Source organism: Streptomyces sp. NPDC001868 (assembly GCF_040297125.1).
Taxonomy (GTDB): Bacteria; Actinomycetota; Actinomycetes; order Streptomycetales; family Streptomycetaceae; genus Streptomyces.
Genome location: NZ_JBEOYO010000051.1, coordinates 27,996 through 43,885, shown reverse-complemented (window position 1 = coordinate 43,885; position 15,890 = coordinate 27,996). Strand labels below are relative to the sequence as shown.

Below are 15,890 nucleotides of genomic sequence, written 5' to 3'. Positions count from 1 at the left end.
GGGCCGCGTCGGTCTGCCGGACTAGCCCCGGAACTCCGGCTTGCGTTCCGGCGACGCCTCGGACAGCGCCTTGGTCACGTCCTCGACGCCGGCCCGGAGGCCGTAGACGGGAGTGTCGGGCTGCTGGCGCCAGGACGTGTCGAGGCCGCCGGCGTCGACGGTGTCGAAGCCGAGTTCGTCGATGAGGGCGCGGATCGTGGACTTGGCCGTGTCGTCGTCGCCGGCGACGGGGAGGGCGATGCGGTCGGGGGCGCCCGCGGGGCGGGGGCGGTCGAGGATGTCCTGGGCGTAGGTGCCGTTGAAGGCCTTGATGACGGGGTGGCCGAGGTGCTGTTCGGTCCAGCGGCTCTCGGTGAGGCCGTCGTCCTCGATCCCGGCGATCCTGCCGTCGCGCTGCCGGGGGTAGTAGTTGCCGGTGTCGATGACGGCGACACCCTCCGCGGCCTCGTCGAGGAGGCCGGACGGCAGGTCGGGGACGGCCTTCAGCGGGATCGTGATCACCACGACCTCGGCGCCGCGTGCCGCGTCCCGTACCGCGACCGGGGTCGCGCCCGTCTCCTCGGCCAGGTCGGTGAGGGTGTGCGGGCCGCGGGAGTTGGCGACGGAGACGTCGTGGCCGAGGGCGGTGAGCCGTCGGGTGAGGTTGCCGCCGATGTTGCCCGCACCGATGATGCCGATCTTCATGACAAGCCCCTTGGGTGATATTGCCCACTTACATGCATGTGCATGCATCACTGGGCTGCAACTCAGGGTCGCCCTGCGCTATTCCGGCTCCCGGCACGACGAAGGGGCGCCCCCGTCCTGTGCCGCGACGGTGGGCGCCCCTAGGCCCTGTCGTCACATTCCCGCCGTCGCCCGGAGGGCGGCCCCGCGGCGTCAGGTGCGTGCTCTCGGCGTGCCGGGCCCTGACCCGCGTACTGGACGTACTTGGGTCAGGGCCCGGTGCGGCGAGAGTGCGTGCATGGCGTCGCGGGGCAGGCGGGAATGTGACGACAGGGCCTAGCCCCGGCTCACTTGCTCAGGTGGGCCCAGAACTCGTCGAACGACAGGAGCTTGTCGCCGTTGAGGTCGCGGGTGCGGATGATGACCTCCGCCACGGACTCGGTGACGTTCCAGTCGCCCTCCTGGGCCAGGGCGGTCTTGAACTCGGCGGCGGTGATGAAACCGTCCCCGTCCGCGTCGATCCGCTGGAACTCCTTGCGCGCTGCCTCGATGTCCGCCACCGATCCGCCCCTTCTTGGTGCCCTGCCTCTTCCAGGCAGTACTGCCGACAGTCCTACTGACGCAGGTCAGATTAACCGGCCACCCGGGCGCGGAGTGCGGCGACCACCCACGCGAACTCCTCGGTGTGCGCCGACAGCGGATCCATGCCCCGCACCAGCGCGGCCAGCTCCCGGAACCGGGCGAGCTCGGCGTGGGCGGCCGACATGATGCGTTCCAGCAGGACGGGCCAGTCGGCATCGCCGAGCAGCCCGGTCAGTACCTCCTCGGCGGCGGGCGAGGCCGGGTCGACACCGTCCCGCAGCGCCTCCCCCGCGAGCTGCACCAGACGGCTCATGAACCACAACGACGTGCCCGCCGGTACGTCCGGCCCCCGGTCCGCCGCGCTGAACTCGACCGCCTGCCGCATCCGCGTCCGGAACCCGGGGTCCTGGAGCATCTCGGCCAGCTCCACCCACGCGTCCACCTGCTCGGGCGTCGGGTCCTCCGGCAGATCCGCGAGGCTGAACCTCAGTCGTGTACGGATGTCGGGGTCGGCGGTGTCGAGTCCTCCGAAGGTCTCCTCCATGAAGTCGTCGATGATCCGCCCTCGTTCGGCGGCGGACAGCCTGGCCAGTCTGTTCATCAGGGTCGTCTCCTCCGCGGTCGAACCGCGTCGCGCCACGGTCGACAGCACCGCCCGGGTCACCTTCAGGGCCCGGATCTGCGCGTCCAGCGCGGCGACATGCGTGGCCGCGACCTCCGCGACGGTCGTCTCGCCCGCGAGCACCTTCCGTACGTGGTCCAGGCCGAGGCCCAACTCCCGCAGGGTGCGGATGAGTTCGAGCCGGGCCACGGCCTCGGCGTCGTACAGCCGGTAGCCGCCCGCGCTGCGGGTGACCGGGTGCAGGACGCCCTCGTCGGACCAGTAGCGGATCGTGCGGACGGACAGACCGGAGCCGCGGGCCAGCTGCCCGATGGTGAAAAGGCCGGTGTCTGTCTCGATCATGTCTGCGAGTGTGGGCCTTCCAGTGGGTGGAGACTCAAGACGCACGGCGAAGGAGCCCGGTGATGGAGAGCTTGCGGGGCATTCTGGACGCGGCGGCCCGGGGGGTCTTCCCGCCGGCGGACGGCCGTACGACCGTCGTCGCCCAGCATTCTCCCCGGGACGCGGGGGTCCTGTGCTTCACGGCCCACTCCGTCGTCTTCACGGACGAGGATCCGGCCTGGGTGTACGAGACGCTCGCGGCGACGGAGTGCGACGCGCTGTCCGCGAGCATGAACCCGCGGTTCCTGGCGGCCCTCATGGCACGGACGGACCGTACGTCCGAGACGATCGACGCGATGCTGGTCGCCCCGCCCCTGCCGGGCGAACCGCCGCTGCCGCTGAAGGAGATCGAGGACGCCGGGCACCCCCGTGTCGCGTACGCGCGGCGGCGCCGTGACGACGTACGGGTGTGGGCGGCGGACGGCGGTGTCCTGACGACGGGCCGCGGGATCGCCGGGCGGCTGGAGGTGTCGGTCGAGGTGGACGAGGCCGTACGGCACCGGGGGCTGGGCCGGGAGCTGGTGACCGCCGCACGGCATCTGGTCGCCGAGCCGCTGTGGGCGCAGATCGCGCCGGGGAACGCCCGCAGCGTGCGGGCGTTCCAGGCGGCGGGCTATCTGCCGGTGGGCTCGGAGCTCCTGCTCAGCGCCCGATGAGCAGGACGGGCGGGGCGAGCGCCCCTGGGCTCAGTGCCAGGGCACGTAGCGCGGGTTGCTCTCGCACTCGCTCATCTTCTCCGTCTTGGTCTTCTTGTCGACGGGGCAGACGCCGATGACGTACTCCGGCTTGATGCCGCCGGGGAAGGCGACCTCGACCTGGTCGGCCCACTTGTGCTGGTCGCCGATGGTCCTGTTGACGTCCACGCCGCCGGGGGCGTCGATGTAGTAGTTGTAGCCGGACTTGTACCAGGTTTTGTACAGGTCGTGGTCGTAGGTCGTGGAGACGTACGGCGAGGGCTGGTTGACCAGGACGTACTGCTCGATGTCGTACTGCCCGTCGATGACGTCCTTGGGGTGGAAGCCCTGCTCGAAGACGATCGCGGGGCCCCGGCTGTCGCTGCGGTACAGCGTGCCGCAGGTGGTGCGCCAGACCGGGTCGGGGGTGATGCGGTCGACGTCCACGCGGCGGTCCACGGCGGCGTGGACCGGGTCCTCGAACCGGGGGCAGGTGGGGGCGGCGGCCTTGGCCGGGGTCGAGGCCGGTGTCGAGGCGGGGGTCCGGTCCGGAGCGGTCGCGGCGGAGGTCGCGAGGACGGCGGAGAGGGACAGGACGACGGCGGCGGCCCGGCGCCGCAGACGAGTTGTGATCATGCCGATCACGATCTCGGGCGCGCGGCGCCGGGCCGGGCACCGTCACTCGTACGGCGGCGTGTCAGCCCGCCCGGTTGTCATGTGTCACCGGCAGACGCCGAGGCCGGCCGACGGTCACCGGAAGATGCCGGTGTGGCCGAGGGAGTAGCGGCCGGGCTGCGGGTACACCGCGAGTCCGTGCGGGCCGCTGCCGACGGGGATGCGGGCGAGCTGCTCCCCGGTGCGGGTGTCGATGGCGTACACCTCGGAGTCGTAGCGGCCGGAGAGCCACAGGACCTTGCCGTCGGCGGAGACGCCGCCCATGTCGGGGCTGCCGCCGTCGGGGAGGTGCCACTTCTTGGTGAGCTTGTTCTGCGTGAAGTCGAAGACCGACACGGTGCCCTCGCCGCGGTTGGAGACGTACATCTCGCGGGAGTCGCGGCCGACGTACAGCCCGTGGGTGCCCTTGCCGGTGGGCAGGAGCTTCGGTTCGTCGAACTTGTCGCCGTCGAGGACCCACATGCCGTCGGCCATCATGTCGGCGATGTAGAACCGTCTGCCGTCCGGTGAGATCTTCACGTCCTGCGGCATGGCCCCCTCGAACGGCAGCTTCTGCTGTCCGATCACCTTCATCTTCTCGGTGTCGACCTTCAGCAGCTCACCGCTGAACTCGCACGACACGATGAAGTACGTGCCGTCGATGGAGAAGTCGGCGTGGTTGACGCCGTAGCAGGTGACCGGCTCGGTCCTGACCCGCTTCATGGTGTGCGGGTCGCGGAAGACGAGTTCGCGGTCGAGGGAGGCCATGACGACGGCGTACTCGCCGTTCGGGGTGAAGTACAGGTTGTACGGGTCGTGCACCTCGACCGGCTTGCCCGCCTTCCCCGTCGCCGGGTCGATGGGGGTGAGGGTGTGGCCCCGGTTGTTGTTGACCCACAGGGTCTTCAGGTCCCAGGAGGGCACGACGTGCTGGGGCTGGCGGCCCACCGGGATCGTCTCGATGATCTCGTACGTCTTCGGGTCGATGACGGAGACGGTGTCGGACTCGCTGTTGGGCACGTACACCCGGGACGGGAAGTCCTTGACCACCGGGGAGAGCTTGTTGGGGCGGTCGGCGGCGTAGACGTCCTTGGGGTCCAGCACGGGCGGCATGCCGTGCAGTCCACGGGCCGCCGTCCGCTGTTTCTTCTTCCGCTCGGCGGCTTCGGCTTCGGCGGCGGCCCGGTCTGCCCGGATCCGCTGCTCCTGCTCATGGGTCCTGGTCTCGGCGCCGCACGCGGCCACGGCGGCGAGCGCGGCGGCCGCGAGGATCGTGCGCCGCACGAGGTTGCGCTGCGTACGGGTGCGCTGTGTGAGGGACCGCTGTGTGCGGGGGGTGCGCTGCGTGAGGGGGGTGCGGGGCGTGGTCACGCGACCTTTATAGGGAGGTCGGGCGGGAAATCGGGCGATTGGACCGATCGGCGGAGGTGCGTGGCGGCTGCCGCCGGGGGGCCGGGTCGGGGGTCGTGGGGGCTTCTGTCGGGAGGCCGGCTGCGGGTTCGTTGTGGCTGGTCGCGCCCACGCGGCGGAGCCGCATAGTGTTACAGCCCCGCGCCCCCCTGCGGGGGCCTTGGGCGCCCTTTACCTGTCTGCGACCCTCATCTCGAACCAGGTTGTCTTGCCCCTGGGCAGCAGGTCGACTCCCCATCTGTCCGAGAGTTTGTCCACCAGGAACAGGCCCCGGCCGCTGATGTCCATCTCCTGGACCGGGATCAGACAGGGCAGGCCACGCGAGGGGTCGCGGACCTCGACGCGGATCCAGCCCGGCCGGCGGCGCATACGGAGTCCGAAGACGCGGGCGCCGGTGTGCCGTACGGCGTTGCCCACGAGTTCGGAGACGAGTAAGACCGCGTCCTCGGTCATCTTCGGCGACAGCCGCCACTGGCGGAGGACGACGATCTGGGCGAGCCGCCGGGCCGTGGCCGCGGACTCGGGACGGGACGGCAGCGGGACCTCCGCCTCGGTCGGGTTGCCGAACAACTCCAGTGCCTTCTGCGCCCGTTCGTCCTCGATCGCAGGTGACCAACGCGCCGCGGTCGCACTCCCGTGCCGCCGCGGCTGTTCGATACCCTCCAGCCCCGCCATGCCCCCATCATGGCCGCCCCGAGCCCCTTTCGGGGCCGTTCCACAGGAATACAACCCCCGGAACCAACCATTCCGGGGGTTTCGTTCGACATATGCCAGTGGCAGTAGGCGGCTTCTAGCAGCCCCTCTGACCTGCGCGAACATCCTGAACTTCGGTCAGCGCCAAGAGCCTTGGGCAAGGCTCTCTTAAGGCTGCCTTAAGGAACGGATAAACCGCTCCTTCGGGGGACGCGGGTAATACATCGCGTCAACTGCAAGGCGATCAGCGGAACTTGCGGACCGGATTTCGGGGCGCCCGGGCCCGGATTCCGGCCCGCCTCACCGACCCTGACTCCCGGCCGTCAGACGAACTTCGCCTTGCCCGGCCCCTCCTCCACGAAGCTCCGCATCCCGCGCTCGCGGTCCTCCGTGGCGAACAGCCCCGCGAACCAGTTCCGCTCGATCGCGAGCCCGGTCTCCAGGTCGGTCTCCAGACCCGCGTCGATCGACTCCTTGGCGGCCCGCAGCGCGATCGCCGGGCCGCGCGCCAGCCGCGCCGCCCACTCGTGCGCGGCGGTGTACACCTCGTCGGCCGGGACGACCCGGTCCACCAGGCCGAGTGTCAGGGCCTCGTCCGCCTTGACCATACGGCCGGTGAAGATGAGGTCCTTGGCCTTGGAGGGGCCGATGAGACGGGACAGCCGCTGGGTGCCGCCCGCGCCCGGGATCACCCCGAGCAGGATCTCCGGCTGGCCGAGCTTCGCGTTCTCCCCGGCGATCCGGTAGTCCGCGCAGAGCGCCAGCTCGCAACCGCCGCCCAGCGCGTAGCCGGTGACGGCCGCGACGACCGGCTTGGGGATACGGGCCACGGCGCTGAAGGAGTCCTGCAGGGCACGGGACCGGGCGACCATCGCCGCGTGGTCCATGGCCTGCATCTCCTTGATGTCCGCGCCGGCCGCGAACACCTTCTCTCCGCCGTAGAGGACGACGGCGCGGATGTCGGTCCGGGCCGTGGCCTCCTCGGCGAGTTCCTTGAGGCGGTCCTGGGTGGCGGTGTCCAGGGCGTTCATCGGGGGGCGGTCGAGGCGGATGGTGCCTACGCCTTCGGCGACTTCGAGATGCACGGTCATGAAGGCAGGTTAACGGCGACTAACGACAACGGCCCCGGTGCCGTGCATCACACCGGGGCCGTACATCGGAGTCCGTCAGGGGCGGCCGGAACCCATCAGGGTCGAGCGGCGGCGCCTATGCCTTCCACTTGTCCCACGCCATGTTCCAGCCGTTGTAGCCGTTGTCCGGGTCGACGATGCGGTCGTTGGAGTTCTTGACGACCACGACGTCGCCGATCATCGAGTTGTCGAAGAACCACGCGCCCGGCGCCTTGCGGTCCCAGCCGCCCCGGGTGTCGCGCAGGCCGATGCAGCCGTGGCTGGCGTTGTAGTTGCCGAAGGCGTCGCCGCCCCAGTAGTTGCCGTGGATGAAGGTGCCGGAGTTGGTCAGACGCATGGCGTCCGGCACGTCCTTGATGTCGTACTCGCCGCCGTAGCCGACGGTCTCGCCGTTCATCCGGGTCACGCTGAGGCGCTCGCTGATGACCATCTGGCCGTTCCAGGTCTCCATGCCGGGCTTGCCGGTGGTGACGGGGATGGTCTTGATGACCTTGCCGTCGCGCTGGACCTTCATCGTGAGCTTCTTGACGTCGACGACGGAGACCTGGCTGCGGCCGATGGTGAAGGAGATCTTCTTGCTCTGCTCGCCGTAGACGCCGTCGCGGCCCTCGACCCCGTCGAGGTTGAGGTCGACGGTGACCTTCGTACCGGCCTTCCAGTACTTCTCCGGGCGGAAGTCGAGACGGTCGTTGCCGAACCAGTGGCCCTCGACATCGACGGCCGGCTCGGTCTTGATGGTGATGGCCTTCTCGACGTCCTCGGGGGCGGTGATGCCCCGGGTGAAGCGGATCGAGAACGGCATGCCGACGCCGACCTTCGAGCCGTCCTCGGGGGTGAAGATGCCGACGAAGGTGTTCTTCGGGGTCAGCGTGGTGAAGGAGGAGTCCTCGGCCGCCTCACGCCCGTCGGAGTCCTTCGCGACGGCGTGCACCTTGTATTCGGTGGCCGAGTTGAGGTGGATGGACGGCGTCCAGCTGGAGCCGTCCTTCGCTATCTCCCCGGCGATCTTCTCGCCCTTGTCGTTCTCGACCGTGACCTCGGACAACTTGCCCTTGGCGGCGGTCACCTTCAGGGCGCCGCTGGTGGCCACGTCGTCGGCGCCGTTCTTCGGAGCGATGGAGACCACCGCCTCCGAGGCCTTGGTCGCCGCCTTGTCGGAGGCGCTCTTGTCGGAGCCCTTCCCCTTGTCGCCGCCGGAGCCGGAGTCCGAACCCCCGCCTCCGCCGCACGCGGTGACGGCAAGCAGCATCAGGACCGGCAGCACGGCCAGGGCCCCCCTGCGCCGACGAGTCCGCGCGCCAACCGACGCCCCCGATATCGGTCGCCCGTTCAACTTTCTGTTCTCCCCTCGCACGGCCTGATCCAGGCCCGCACCCCTACGCGCAGCGTGCGCGTACGCACGTACATTAACCAGATGATCGGAGTGATTTGACCTCGAAGAATGTCACCGTTCAGTCCCAACTTGCATGATCACGCGCGCACCCCCGAGGCGGTGCCATGCCTGTTCGATGCCGGTGCCATGTCGGCCCTATGTCGGCCTACTTCACCGCTGCACCCGCTTTCCACTCCTTCCACCCCATGTTCCATCCTCCGAGCCCATTGTCGGGAGAGACCTTTTTGTCGTTGCTGTTGATCACCTCGACGACGTCCCCGACAAGGCTGCGGTCGAAGAACCAGCCGGCGGGCGTGCCGGAATCGCCGCCCTTCACATCGCGCAGGCCGACGCAGCCGTGGCTGACGTTGGCCCTGCCGAAGGCGTCCGGGGCCCAGTAGTTGCCGTGCAGGAAGGTGCCGGAGGTGGTGAGGCGCATGGCGTGCGGGACGTCCGGGATGTCGTACTCGCCCTTGCCGTTCGCCTTCTTGAAGCCGACGGTGGCCCCGTTCATCCGGGTCACCTCCAGCATCTCGGTGACGACCATCTTCCCGTTGTACGTCGTCGTCCTGGGCGCCCCGGCCGTGATGGGGAGCGTGGCGAGCACTCCGTCGCCGCGTTCCACGCGCATGGTGTGCCTCGCCGCGTCGACCACGCTGACCTGATGGCGGCCGACGGTGAAGGAGAACGTCCTGTCCTGCTGGCCGTAGACGCCGGGCGCGCCCTCGACGTCCCGCAGCCGCAGGCCGACGGTGACCCGGGTGCCGGGCTTCCAGTACGTCTCGGGGCGGAAGTCGAGGCGTCCCTTGCCGAACCAGTGCGGGCGGACCTCGACGGCCGGTTCGGCGGTGACCTCGACGGCGCGTTCGACGGCGGCGCGGTCCTCGATCTCCCGGTTGAACTCCAGGGAGACGATCATCCCGGTGCCGACGGTGGCCCGGTTCTCCGGCGTGACGTACGCGATGAAGCGCTCGTCGGGGACGTACGTCGTGAAGGTGACGTGCCGTGCCGAGCGCCGGCCGTGGCCGTCGAGGGCGACCGCGTCGACGGTGTACTTGGCGGCCAGCGCGAGCTTCCGTGAGCCGGTGGGGCGCCAGGTCAGTCCGTCGGCGGACAGCCGCCCCGGTACGGGTGACTCCTGCGCGTCCTGGGACTTCACCACCTTGACGGACTCCAGGCGCCCACTGGGCACCCGTACTTCGAAGCGCTGCTCCGGGCGCACGCCCTTGCTGCCGTCCTCCGGTGCGACCCGGATCGTGTCATCGGGCGCCTTTCCACTGGTCAGCGGCGGTCCGACGGTACATCCGGCGGCCCCGGCCAGCAGGCCTGCCCAGGTGAGCGCGGCGGCCAGGGCGGCCACGGCGCGGCGCGCGTGCGTCTGTGCGTGGTTCACGTGCGGCCCAACGACGGCGCACGCCCCCGGGAAACGTGAGTGCGAGGCGTGCTCTGGGCAGAACTGTTGGGAGGACGACTCGGTGGGGAGCAGTGGCAGGGACACCTTGCTCCCCCTTTCCCGTCGCCCCACCGAGCCGCGGGAGGCCTGAGGTGTCGAGCGCAGCCGAGCAGGAGGAAATGCGGGGGACGCGCGGGGTGCCGGCCGCGCGTCCGGCGACCGTGCTGAACGGCGGCAGGCAGGGCGAGGCGGTGCCCGAGCCGAGGCCCGTGTGGCCGGGGGCGTCGACGCCGCTCGGCGCACGGTTCCGGGTGGGCCCGGACGGGGTCGCGGGCACCAACTTCGCGCTGTGGGCGGGCGGGGCGGAGGCCGTCGAGCTGTGCCTCTTCTCCGAGACGGGTGAGGAGACCCGGCTGCGGCTGACCGAGCTGACCCATGAGATCTGGCACGGCTTCGTGCCCGGCGTCCTCCCCGGCCGGCGCTACGGCTTCCGGGTGCACGGCCGCTGGGACCCGTGGACCGGCGCCCGCTGGAACCCGGCGAAGCTGCTCCTCGACCCGTACGCCCGTGCCGTGGACGGGGAGTTCAGCCTGCCGCCGGAGGTGTACGCGCACGTCCGGGACTGGCCCGAGCAGCATGTCGCGGACACCGTGCGCGACGAGCGGGACTCGGCGCCGTACGTCCCCAAGGGCGTCGTCGTCCACGATGACGACGACTGGGCCGACGACCGCCGCCCGAAGACCCCGTGGGCGGACTCGGTCATCTACGAGCTGCATGTGCGCGGCTTCACCATGACCCACCCGGGCATCCCGGAGGAACTGCGCGGCACGTACGCCGGTCTGGCCCACCCCGCCGCGATCGAGCACCTGGTGAAGCTGGGCGTCACGGCGGTGGAACTGCTGCCGGTGCACCAGTTCGCGCACGAGGACCATCTCCTGCGCCGGGGCATGCGCAACTACTGGGGCTACAACTCGATCGGCTACTTCGCCCCGCACGCGGCGTACGCCTCGTCGGGCACGACCGGGCAGCAGGTCGGCGAGTTCAAGCGGATGGTGCGGGCGCTGCACGCGGCCGGGATCGAGGTCGTCCTCGACGTGGTCTACAACCACACCGCCGAAGCCGACGAACGCGGCCCCAGCCTCTCCCTGCGCGGCATCGACAACCGTGGCTACTACCGCCTGCAGAGCGACGCCCGCCGCTACGCGGACTACTCGGGCTGCGGCAACACCCTCCACGTGGTCCAGCCGCACGTCCTGCGGCTGATCACGGACTCGCTCCGCTACTGGGTGACGGAGATGGGCGTGGACGGCTTCCGCTTCGACCTGGCGGCGGCGCTGGCCCGCTCGATGCACGACGTCGACATGCTCTCCCCGTTCCTCGCGGTCATCGCCCAGGACCCCGTGCTGCGCCGGGTGAAACTGATCGCCGAGCCCTGGGACGTGGGCTCGGGCGGCTACCAGGTCGGGGCCTTCCCGCCCCTGTGGACGGAGTGGAACGACCGCTACCGGGGCGCCGTCCGCGACTTCTGGCGGGGCGCGCTGCCGGACGTACGGGACCTCGGCTACCGCCTGTCCGGATCGAGTGACCTGTACGCGTGGGGCGGCCGGCGGCCCTACGCCTCGGTCAACTTCATCACCGCGCACGACGGTTTCACACTCCGGGACCTCGTGTCGTACGAGCGCAAGCACAACGAGGCCAACGGGGAGGGCAACCGGGACGGCTCGGACGACAACCGGTCCTGGAACTGCGGCACCGAGGGCGAGACGGACGACGAGCGTGTACGGGCGCTGCGGCGGCGGCAGCTGCGGAACCTGCTGACCACGCTGCTGCTGTCGACGGGTGTGCCGATGCTGGTCGCCGGTGACGAACTGGGCCGCACGCAGGGGGGCAACAACAACGCGTACTGCCAGGACAACGAGATCAGCTGGCTCGACTGGGGGCTGTTGGACGACCCCGGCTGGAGGTCCCTCTTCGACCTCACGTCCCGGCTGATCGCGCTGCGCCACGCCCACCCGGTCCTCCGCCGCCGCGCCTTCTTCTCCGGCCGGGCCCACTCGGCGGACGGCCTGCGTGACCTGGCCTGGTTCACGGCCCGCGGCACCGAGATGACCGAACGGGACTGGTACGCCCCCGCCGCCACCCTCGGCATGTACCTCTCCGGCCGCGACATCCCCGGACGGGACGCCCGGGGAGCGCCGGTCGTCGACGACAGCTTTCTCGCGGTGTTGCACGCGGGGGGTGAGCCGACGAGTTTCACGCTGCCGGGGACGCCCTGGGCCGCGCGGTACGAGGTGCTGGTGGACACGTCCCAAGAGGGGCAGGAGGAGGGGCCGGGGGTGGTGCATCGGGCGGGCGCGGAGGTGACGGTTCCCGCCCGGACGGTGTTGCTGCTGAAGGTCGAGTGACGGGAGGGGCACCTGCCCACAGCCGCCGAGCTCCTTCACCACAAGGGAAGTTCGAAACGGCGAACACATAGGCAGCCTCCCTGCGTGAGTGGACAGATACCGGCGACGCGGCGAAGGCCCTCCCCGGGGCGGGCAAGTCCCTGCTGCTCAAGCACGAGATGCTGGAGTGGGCCGGCAGCGGGGACGACAAGCCCGCGCAACCCCGGCTGTTGGACGGCGTCTCCCAGCTCACGGGTGCGCTGCTCCTGATCCTCACCCTCGTCCTCGGCGGGACCCGCCTGGTCACCGGGCGGGTCCCGCCGTCATGGGCCGGCCGTTTCCCCTCATCGTCACGACCGCCCTGGCCGGAACCCGCACAGCCACCGCTGTCCTCGCCTTTCGTATCAACGAGAAGCGCGACAACCTCTGGAGTACTTCTCCAAGCTGGGGCAGCTGGGGACCTACGACCTGTACGAGGGCGACGCCGAGTACAAGGACCTGCGGTACTACACGGAGGTCCTGACCGAGCGGGCCGTCGAGTACGTCGGGCGCCGGCACGACGAGCCGTGGCTGCTGAACCTCAACTTCACCACCCCGCACTGGCCCTGGCTCGCGGAGGACGACGAGGAGACGGGAGCCGAGATCGCGGCGAAGATCAGGGCCGCGAAGAACCAGGCGGAGATCAGCAGGGCGCTCAACCACTACGACGGCGGCTCGGTCGAGAAGTACGCGCAGATGGTGGAGAGCATGGACGCGGCCGTCGGCGAGGTGCTGGCCGCGTTGCGCCGGGCCGGGCAGGAGGAGAAGGAGAACACGGTCGTGGTGTTCGCCAGCGACAACGGCGGCGAGCGCTACTCCTACAACTGGCCCCTCAGCGGGGAGAAGTTCGTGCTGCTGGAGGGCGGCATCCGGGTGCCGACGATCCTGCGCCGGCCCGCCCGGATCGACGGCCACCAGGTCAGCGGCGAGCCGCTGTTCTCCCCCGACTGGACGGCGACCCTCCTGGAACTGGGCGGCGCCCGGCCGGACCCCGCGTACCCGCAGTGCGCGTCCTAGGCGTTCGGGTCCCAGTCCGCGAGCTGCTCCATCGGCTCGGTGTCGCCGGTGGTCTCCAGGCCGTCGAGCGGGGCGCGATCGTAGAAGTAGAGGACCAGTTCGCTCGCCGCGCCTCGCATCGCCATGTCGCCCGGCTCCGTGTCGGCGGCGAGGTCGTCGCAGCGGACGCCGTCGGCGTCGAGGGTCAGACGCCAGGAGCGGCCCTCGGTGGCGTGCAGGTCGATGGTCGCCGGCTTGAACGGCCAGGGGACGGTCGTCGCCGCGACGGTCGTCAGGAACTCGTCGACGCCCTCGACCGCGACGTCCGTCGGCAGCGGCTGTGCGGCGCCCTGGGTGAGCTGAACGTCGTAGGTGTGGACGGCGATCTCCTGGATCTGGTGCCGGGCCACGGCTCCGCTGGTCTCCGGGGCCTGCGAGCGGCCCCACCAGGTCCAGCAGCCGCGGTCCGGGCCGGCCTCGCGCATCGCGTCGAGCATGAGCTCGGTCGACTCGGCGAGCCAGGCGTCCAGGGCTGCGCGGTCGCGGGGCGCGGTCGGGGCGCCCTTCGGGTCCGTCCTCGCCGGGGGCTCAGCGCCAGGGCCCGCCGCGACGATGGCGGCCTGGCGGCGGCGGCCGTCACCGAGGTGCTGCGCCAGTTCGCGCAGCGTCCAGTCCGGGCAGGTCGGGACCTGGACGTCGAGGTCGGGGGCGGACACGATCGCGGCGCGGAACGCGGCCGAGCGGTCTTCGATCAGCCGCAGGACCTCGGGGAACTCCAAGATGTTGTACACGGCGGTTGTGTATCACGGCACTCCGGCCGCCGGGTAGCGAATTTGTTCGGACGAACGCGTCGACGGCCGGGCGGAGCGGCGGCGCCGGCCGTCACCGACGCGGCACGCGTCATCCGGCTCCGCTCATGATCGCCAGGACAGTCCTCAGCCGAGGATGCCGCGTTCGTAGGCCGTGGCCACCGCCGCCGCGCGGTCCTTGACGTTCAGTTTCGCGTAGAGGTGGGTGAGGTGGGTCTTGACCGTCGCCTCGCTGATGAAGAGTTCGCGGGCGATCTCGCGGTTGGAGGTGCCCTTGGCGACGAGGGTCAGGACCTCGCGTTCGCGGGCGGAGAGGGGTTCGTTGCCGGGGGCGCGGACGGCGGAGACCAGGCGGGAGGCGATGGCCGGGGAGAGGACGGTGCGGCCCTCGGCCGCCGCGCGGACCGCGTGGAACAGGTCGTCGCGCGGGGCGTCCTTCAGCAGATAGCCCGTCGCGCCCGCCTCGATGGCGGGGAGGGTGTCCGAGTCGGTGTCGTACGTGGTGAGGACGAGGATCTTCGCGCGGGCGCGGCGGCGGGTCAGTTCGGCGATGGCGTCGACTCCGCCGCCGCCCGGCATACGCAGGTCCATCAGGATCACATCGGGGTCGAGGGTCGCGGTCAGGTCCACCGCCTCCACGCCGTTCGACGCCTCCCCCAGGACGCGGAAGCCGGGCGCGGACGCGAACATGCCGCGCAGGCCGTCCCGTACGACGGGATGGTCGTCGACGATCAGCAGGGAGATGGGCTGCCCGGGACGCGGGTTCGGATGCGGATGCGGATGCGGGTTCGCCTCGTCAGTCATGGCGGACCAACGGTACGCGAGCCGAGAGGGCCGTGCCGTGGCCCGGCTCGGACTCGAGGGTGAGGGCGCCTGCGATGCGTTCGGCGCGGACCCGCATGCCGTCGAGGCCGAAGCCTCCGGTGCGGGTGCGTTCCGGGAGGGCGCGGGGGTCGAAGCCTCGGCCGTCGTCGCGGATGTCGAGGATGACCTCGTCGCCGAGGAAGGTGAGGGTGACGCCGACGCGGCCGGCGGCGGCGTGCCGGGCCGTGTTCGACAGGGCCTCCTGGGCGATGCGCAGGAGCGTCGCCGAGACCTCGTCGTGGAGCGGCTCCACCCGTCCGGTGGCCGTGAACTCGGCGCGTGTGCCCGTCCGTTCGGCCCATTCCGTGACCGTCTTCTTCAGTGCCTCGGGCAGCCCGTCGTGCTCCAGGGCGACCGGGGCGAGGTTGTGCACGGAGCGGCGGGCCTCGCCGAGGCTGTGGCGGGCCAGGTCGGAGGCGCGGGCGAGGTGGGTGCGGGCGATGCCGAGGTCGGGGGCGTTCGCGACGACCTGAAGCTGGGCGATGATGCCGGTCAGGCCCTGGGCGATGGTGTCGTGGATCTCGGCGGCGAGGCGCCGGCGCTCATCGGCGACGCCCGCCTCCCGTGCCTGGACGAGGAGTTGGGCGTGCAGCGCGGCGTTCTCGTCGAGGGCCCGCTGGAGGGCCGCGTTGGTGCGTTCCAGCTCGGCGATGGTCGCGGTGCGCTCGCGGGTCCGTTGCTCCTCCTGCTCGGTGAGATGGGCGACCACCATCTGCAGACCGGAGTTGGCTCCCAGGAGGGCGGCGAAGACGATCCACTGGGTCAGGCCTCTCGGCGGCAGCCCGCCGGACTGCGCGCCCGCCACGGTGACCGCGCCGGCGAACAGTCCGAGCCGACGCCATCTGACCGGGAGCAGCTCGTCGGCGTCCATGTAGCCGGCGGCGGCGTAGAACGCGAAGAACGGGTTGATCCAGGTCAGGGCGAAGGCGAAGGCCCAGCGGACGACGTAGTAGACCGTCCCGGCCGGGGACGGGGTGGGGCGGCAGCCGGCCCGGCGGGGGTGGGTGCCGTGCCACCACACCTGGAGCGCGACCGCGGCGACGATGAGGGCCCCGGTGACGTACCACTCGGTGGCATCGACGATCAGCTCGCTGGTGGCGATGGCGAGGACGACGCTGACACCGAGCAGCCCGTACGGGCCCCAGGTGTGCAGTTGTGCCCAGCGCCGCTCGATCTGTCTGTCCGCCGCGGTCATCTCCCCAGTCTGCATGGCCTCTTGCCCAC

Annotated in this window: 14 protein-coding genes and 1 pseudogene; 3 read left to right on the top strand and 12 right to left on the bottom strand. The window is 70.7% G+C overall.

Translation table 11 applies throughout. The features are described from left to right. Positions 1–21: 21 nt before the first annotated feature. From ABT147_RS37665 to ABT147_RS37655, 3 genes are all read right to left on the bottom strand, one after another. Positions 22–684, bottom strand: coding sequence for an NADPH-dependent F420 reductase (locus ABT147_RS37665; protein WP_351414891.1), 663 nt, complete (start codon positions 682–684; stop codon positions 22–24). Between the two features lie 326 nt (positions 685–1,010). Beyond that, entirely contained in the window at positions 1,011–1,223 is a 213-nt protein-coding gene (locus ABT147_RS37660) for an EF-hand domain-containing protein (RefSeq protein ID WP_086800233.1), read from the bottom strand. 71 nt (positions 1,224–1,294) lie between these two features. After that, positions 1,295–2,209, bottom strand: a complete 915-nt coding sequence (locus ABT147_RS37655; protein ID WP_351414889.1) for a helix-turn-helix domain-containing protein — start codon at positions 2,207–2,209, stop codon at positions 1,295–1,297. A gap of 62 nt (positions 2,210–2,271) precedes the next feature. Here ABT147_RS37655 and ABT147_RS37650 point away from each other — a divergent pair, with 62 nt between their 5' ends. Continuing rightward, complete coding sequence (locus ABT147_RS37650; protein ID WP_351414887.1) at positions 2,272–2,904, top strand: GNAT family N-acetyltransferase; 633 nt, start codon at positions 2,272–2,274, stop codon at positions 2,902–2,904. A 30-nt stretch (positions 2,905–2,934) separates the two neighbouring features. Here the strand turns inward: ABT147_RS37650 and ABT147_RS37645 are convergent, their stop codons facing one another. From ABT147_RS37645 to ABT147_RS37620, 6 genes are all read right to left on the bottom strand, one after another. Further along, positions 2,935–3,558, bottom strand: coding sequence for an ADP-ribosyltransferase (locus ABT147_RS37645; RefSeq protein ID WP_502983230.1), 624 nt, complete (start codon positions 3,556–3,558; stop codon positions 2,935–2,937). Between the two features lie 114 nt (positions 3,559–3,672). After that, a complete protein-coding gene (locus tag ABT147_RS37640) occupies positions 3,673–4,947 on the bottom strand; it encodes a YncE family protein (protein ID WP_502983229.1) in 1,275 nt (424 codons plus the stop codon). Between the two features lie 210 nt (positions 4,948–5,157). Then, positions 5,158–5,661: an ATP-binding protein gene (locus tag ABT147_RS37635; protein ID WP_351414882.1), complete on the bottom strand. Its 504-nt coding sequence runs from the start codon at positions 5,659–5,661 to the stop codon at positions 5,158–5,160. A gap of 341 nt (positions 5,662–6,002) precedes the next feature. Further along, positions 6,003–6,770, bottom strand: coding sequence for an enoyl-CoA hydratase/isomerase family protein (locus ABT147_RS37630; protein WP_351414880.1), 768 nt, complete (start codon positions 6,768–6,770; stop codon positions 6,003–6,005). Positions 6,771–6,885: 115 nt separating this feature from the next. Beyond that, positions 6,886–8,142 (bottom strand): L,D-transpeptidase, encoded by a 1,257-nt coding sequence (locus ABT147_RS37625; protein WP_351414877.1) that lies wholly within the window; start codon positions 8,140–8,142, stop codon positions 6,886–6,888. Between the two features lie 205 nt (positions 8,143–8,347). After that, positions 8,348–9,574: a L,D-transpeptidase gene (locus ABT147_RS37620; RefSeq protein WP_351414875.1), complete on the bottom strand. Its 1,227-nt coding sequence runs from the start codon at positions 9,572–9,574 to the stop codon at positions 8,348–8,350. Between the two features lie 152 nt (positions 9,575–9,726). Here ABT147_RS37620 and glgX point away from each other — a divergent pair, with 152 nt between their 5' ends. After that, a complete protein-coding gene (gene glgX, locus ABT147_RS37615; protein WP_502983228.1) occupies positions 9,727–11,979 on the top strand; it encodes a glycogen debranching protein GlgX in 2,253 nt (750 codons plus the stop codon). A 405-nt stretch (positions 11,980–12,384) separates the two neighbouring features. Further along, positions 12,385–12,999 (top strand): annotated as a pseudogene (locus tag ABT147_RS37610) (sulfatase family protein); the annotation flags it as partial. Positions 13,000–13,010: 11 nt separating this feature from the next. Here the strand turns inward: ABT147_RS37610 and ABT147_RS37605 are convergent. The 3 genes from ABT147_RS37605 to ABT147_RS37595 form a co-directional block, all read right to left on the bottom strand. Next, the gene (locus ABT147_RS37605; RefSeq protein WP_351414873.1) at positions 13,011–13,784 is read right to left on the bottom strand and encodes a maleylpyruvate isomerase family mycothiol-dependent enzyme; all 774 of its coding nucleotides are present in this window, start codon (positions 13,782–13,784) and stop codon (positions 13,011–13,013) included. A 144-nt stretch (positions 13,785–13,928) separates the two neighbouring features. Next, entirely contained in the window at positions 13,929–14,606 is a 678-nt protein-coding gene (locus tag ABT147_RS37600; protein WP_351414870.1) for a response regulator, read from the bottom strand. Beyond that, positions 14,599–15,861, bottom strand: a complete 1,263-nt coding sequence (locus tag ABT147_RS37595; protein ID WP_351414868.1) for a sensor histidine kinase — start codon at positions 15,859–15,861, stop codon at positions 14,599–14,601. The genes ABT147_RS37600 and ABT147_RS37595 overlap by 8 nt, the downstream gene beginning before the upstream one ends. Positions 15,862–15,890 lie beyond the last annotated feature (29 nt).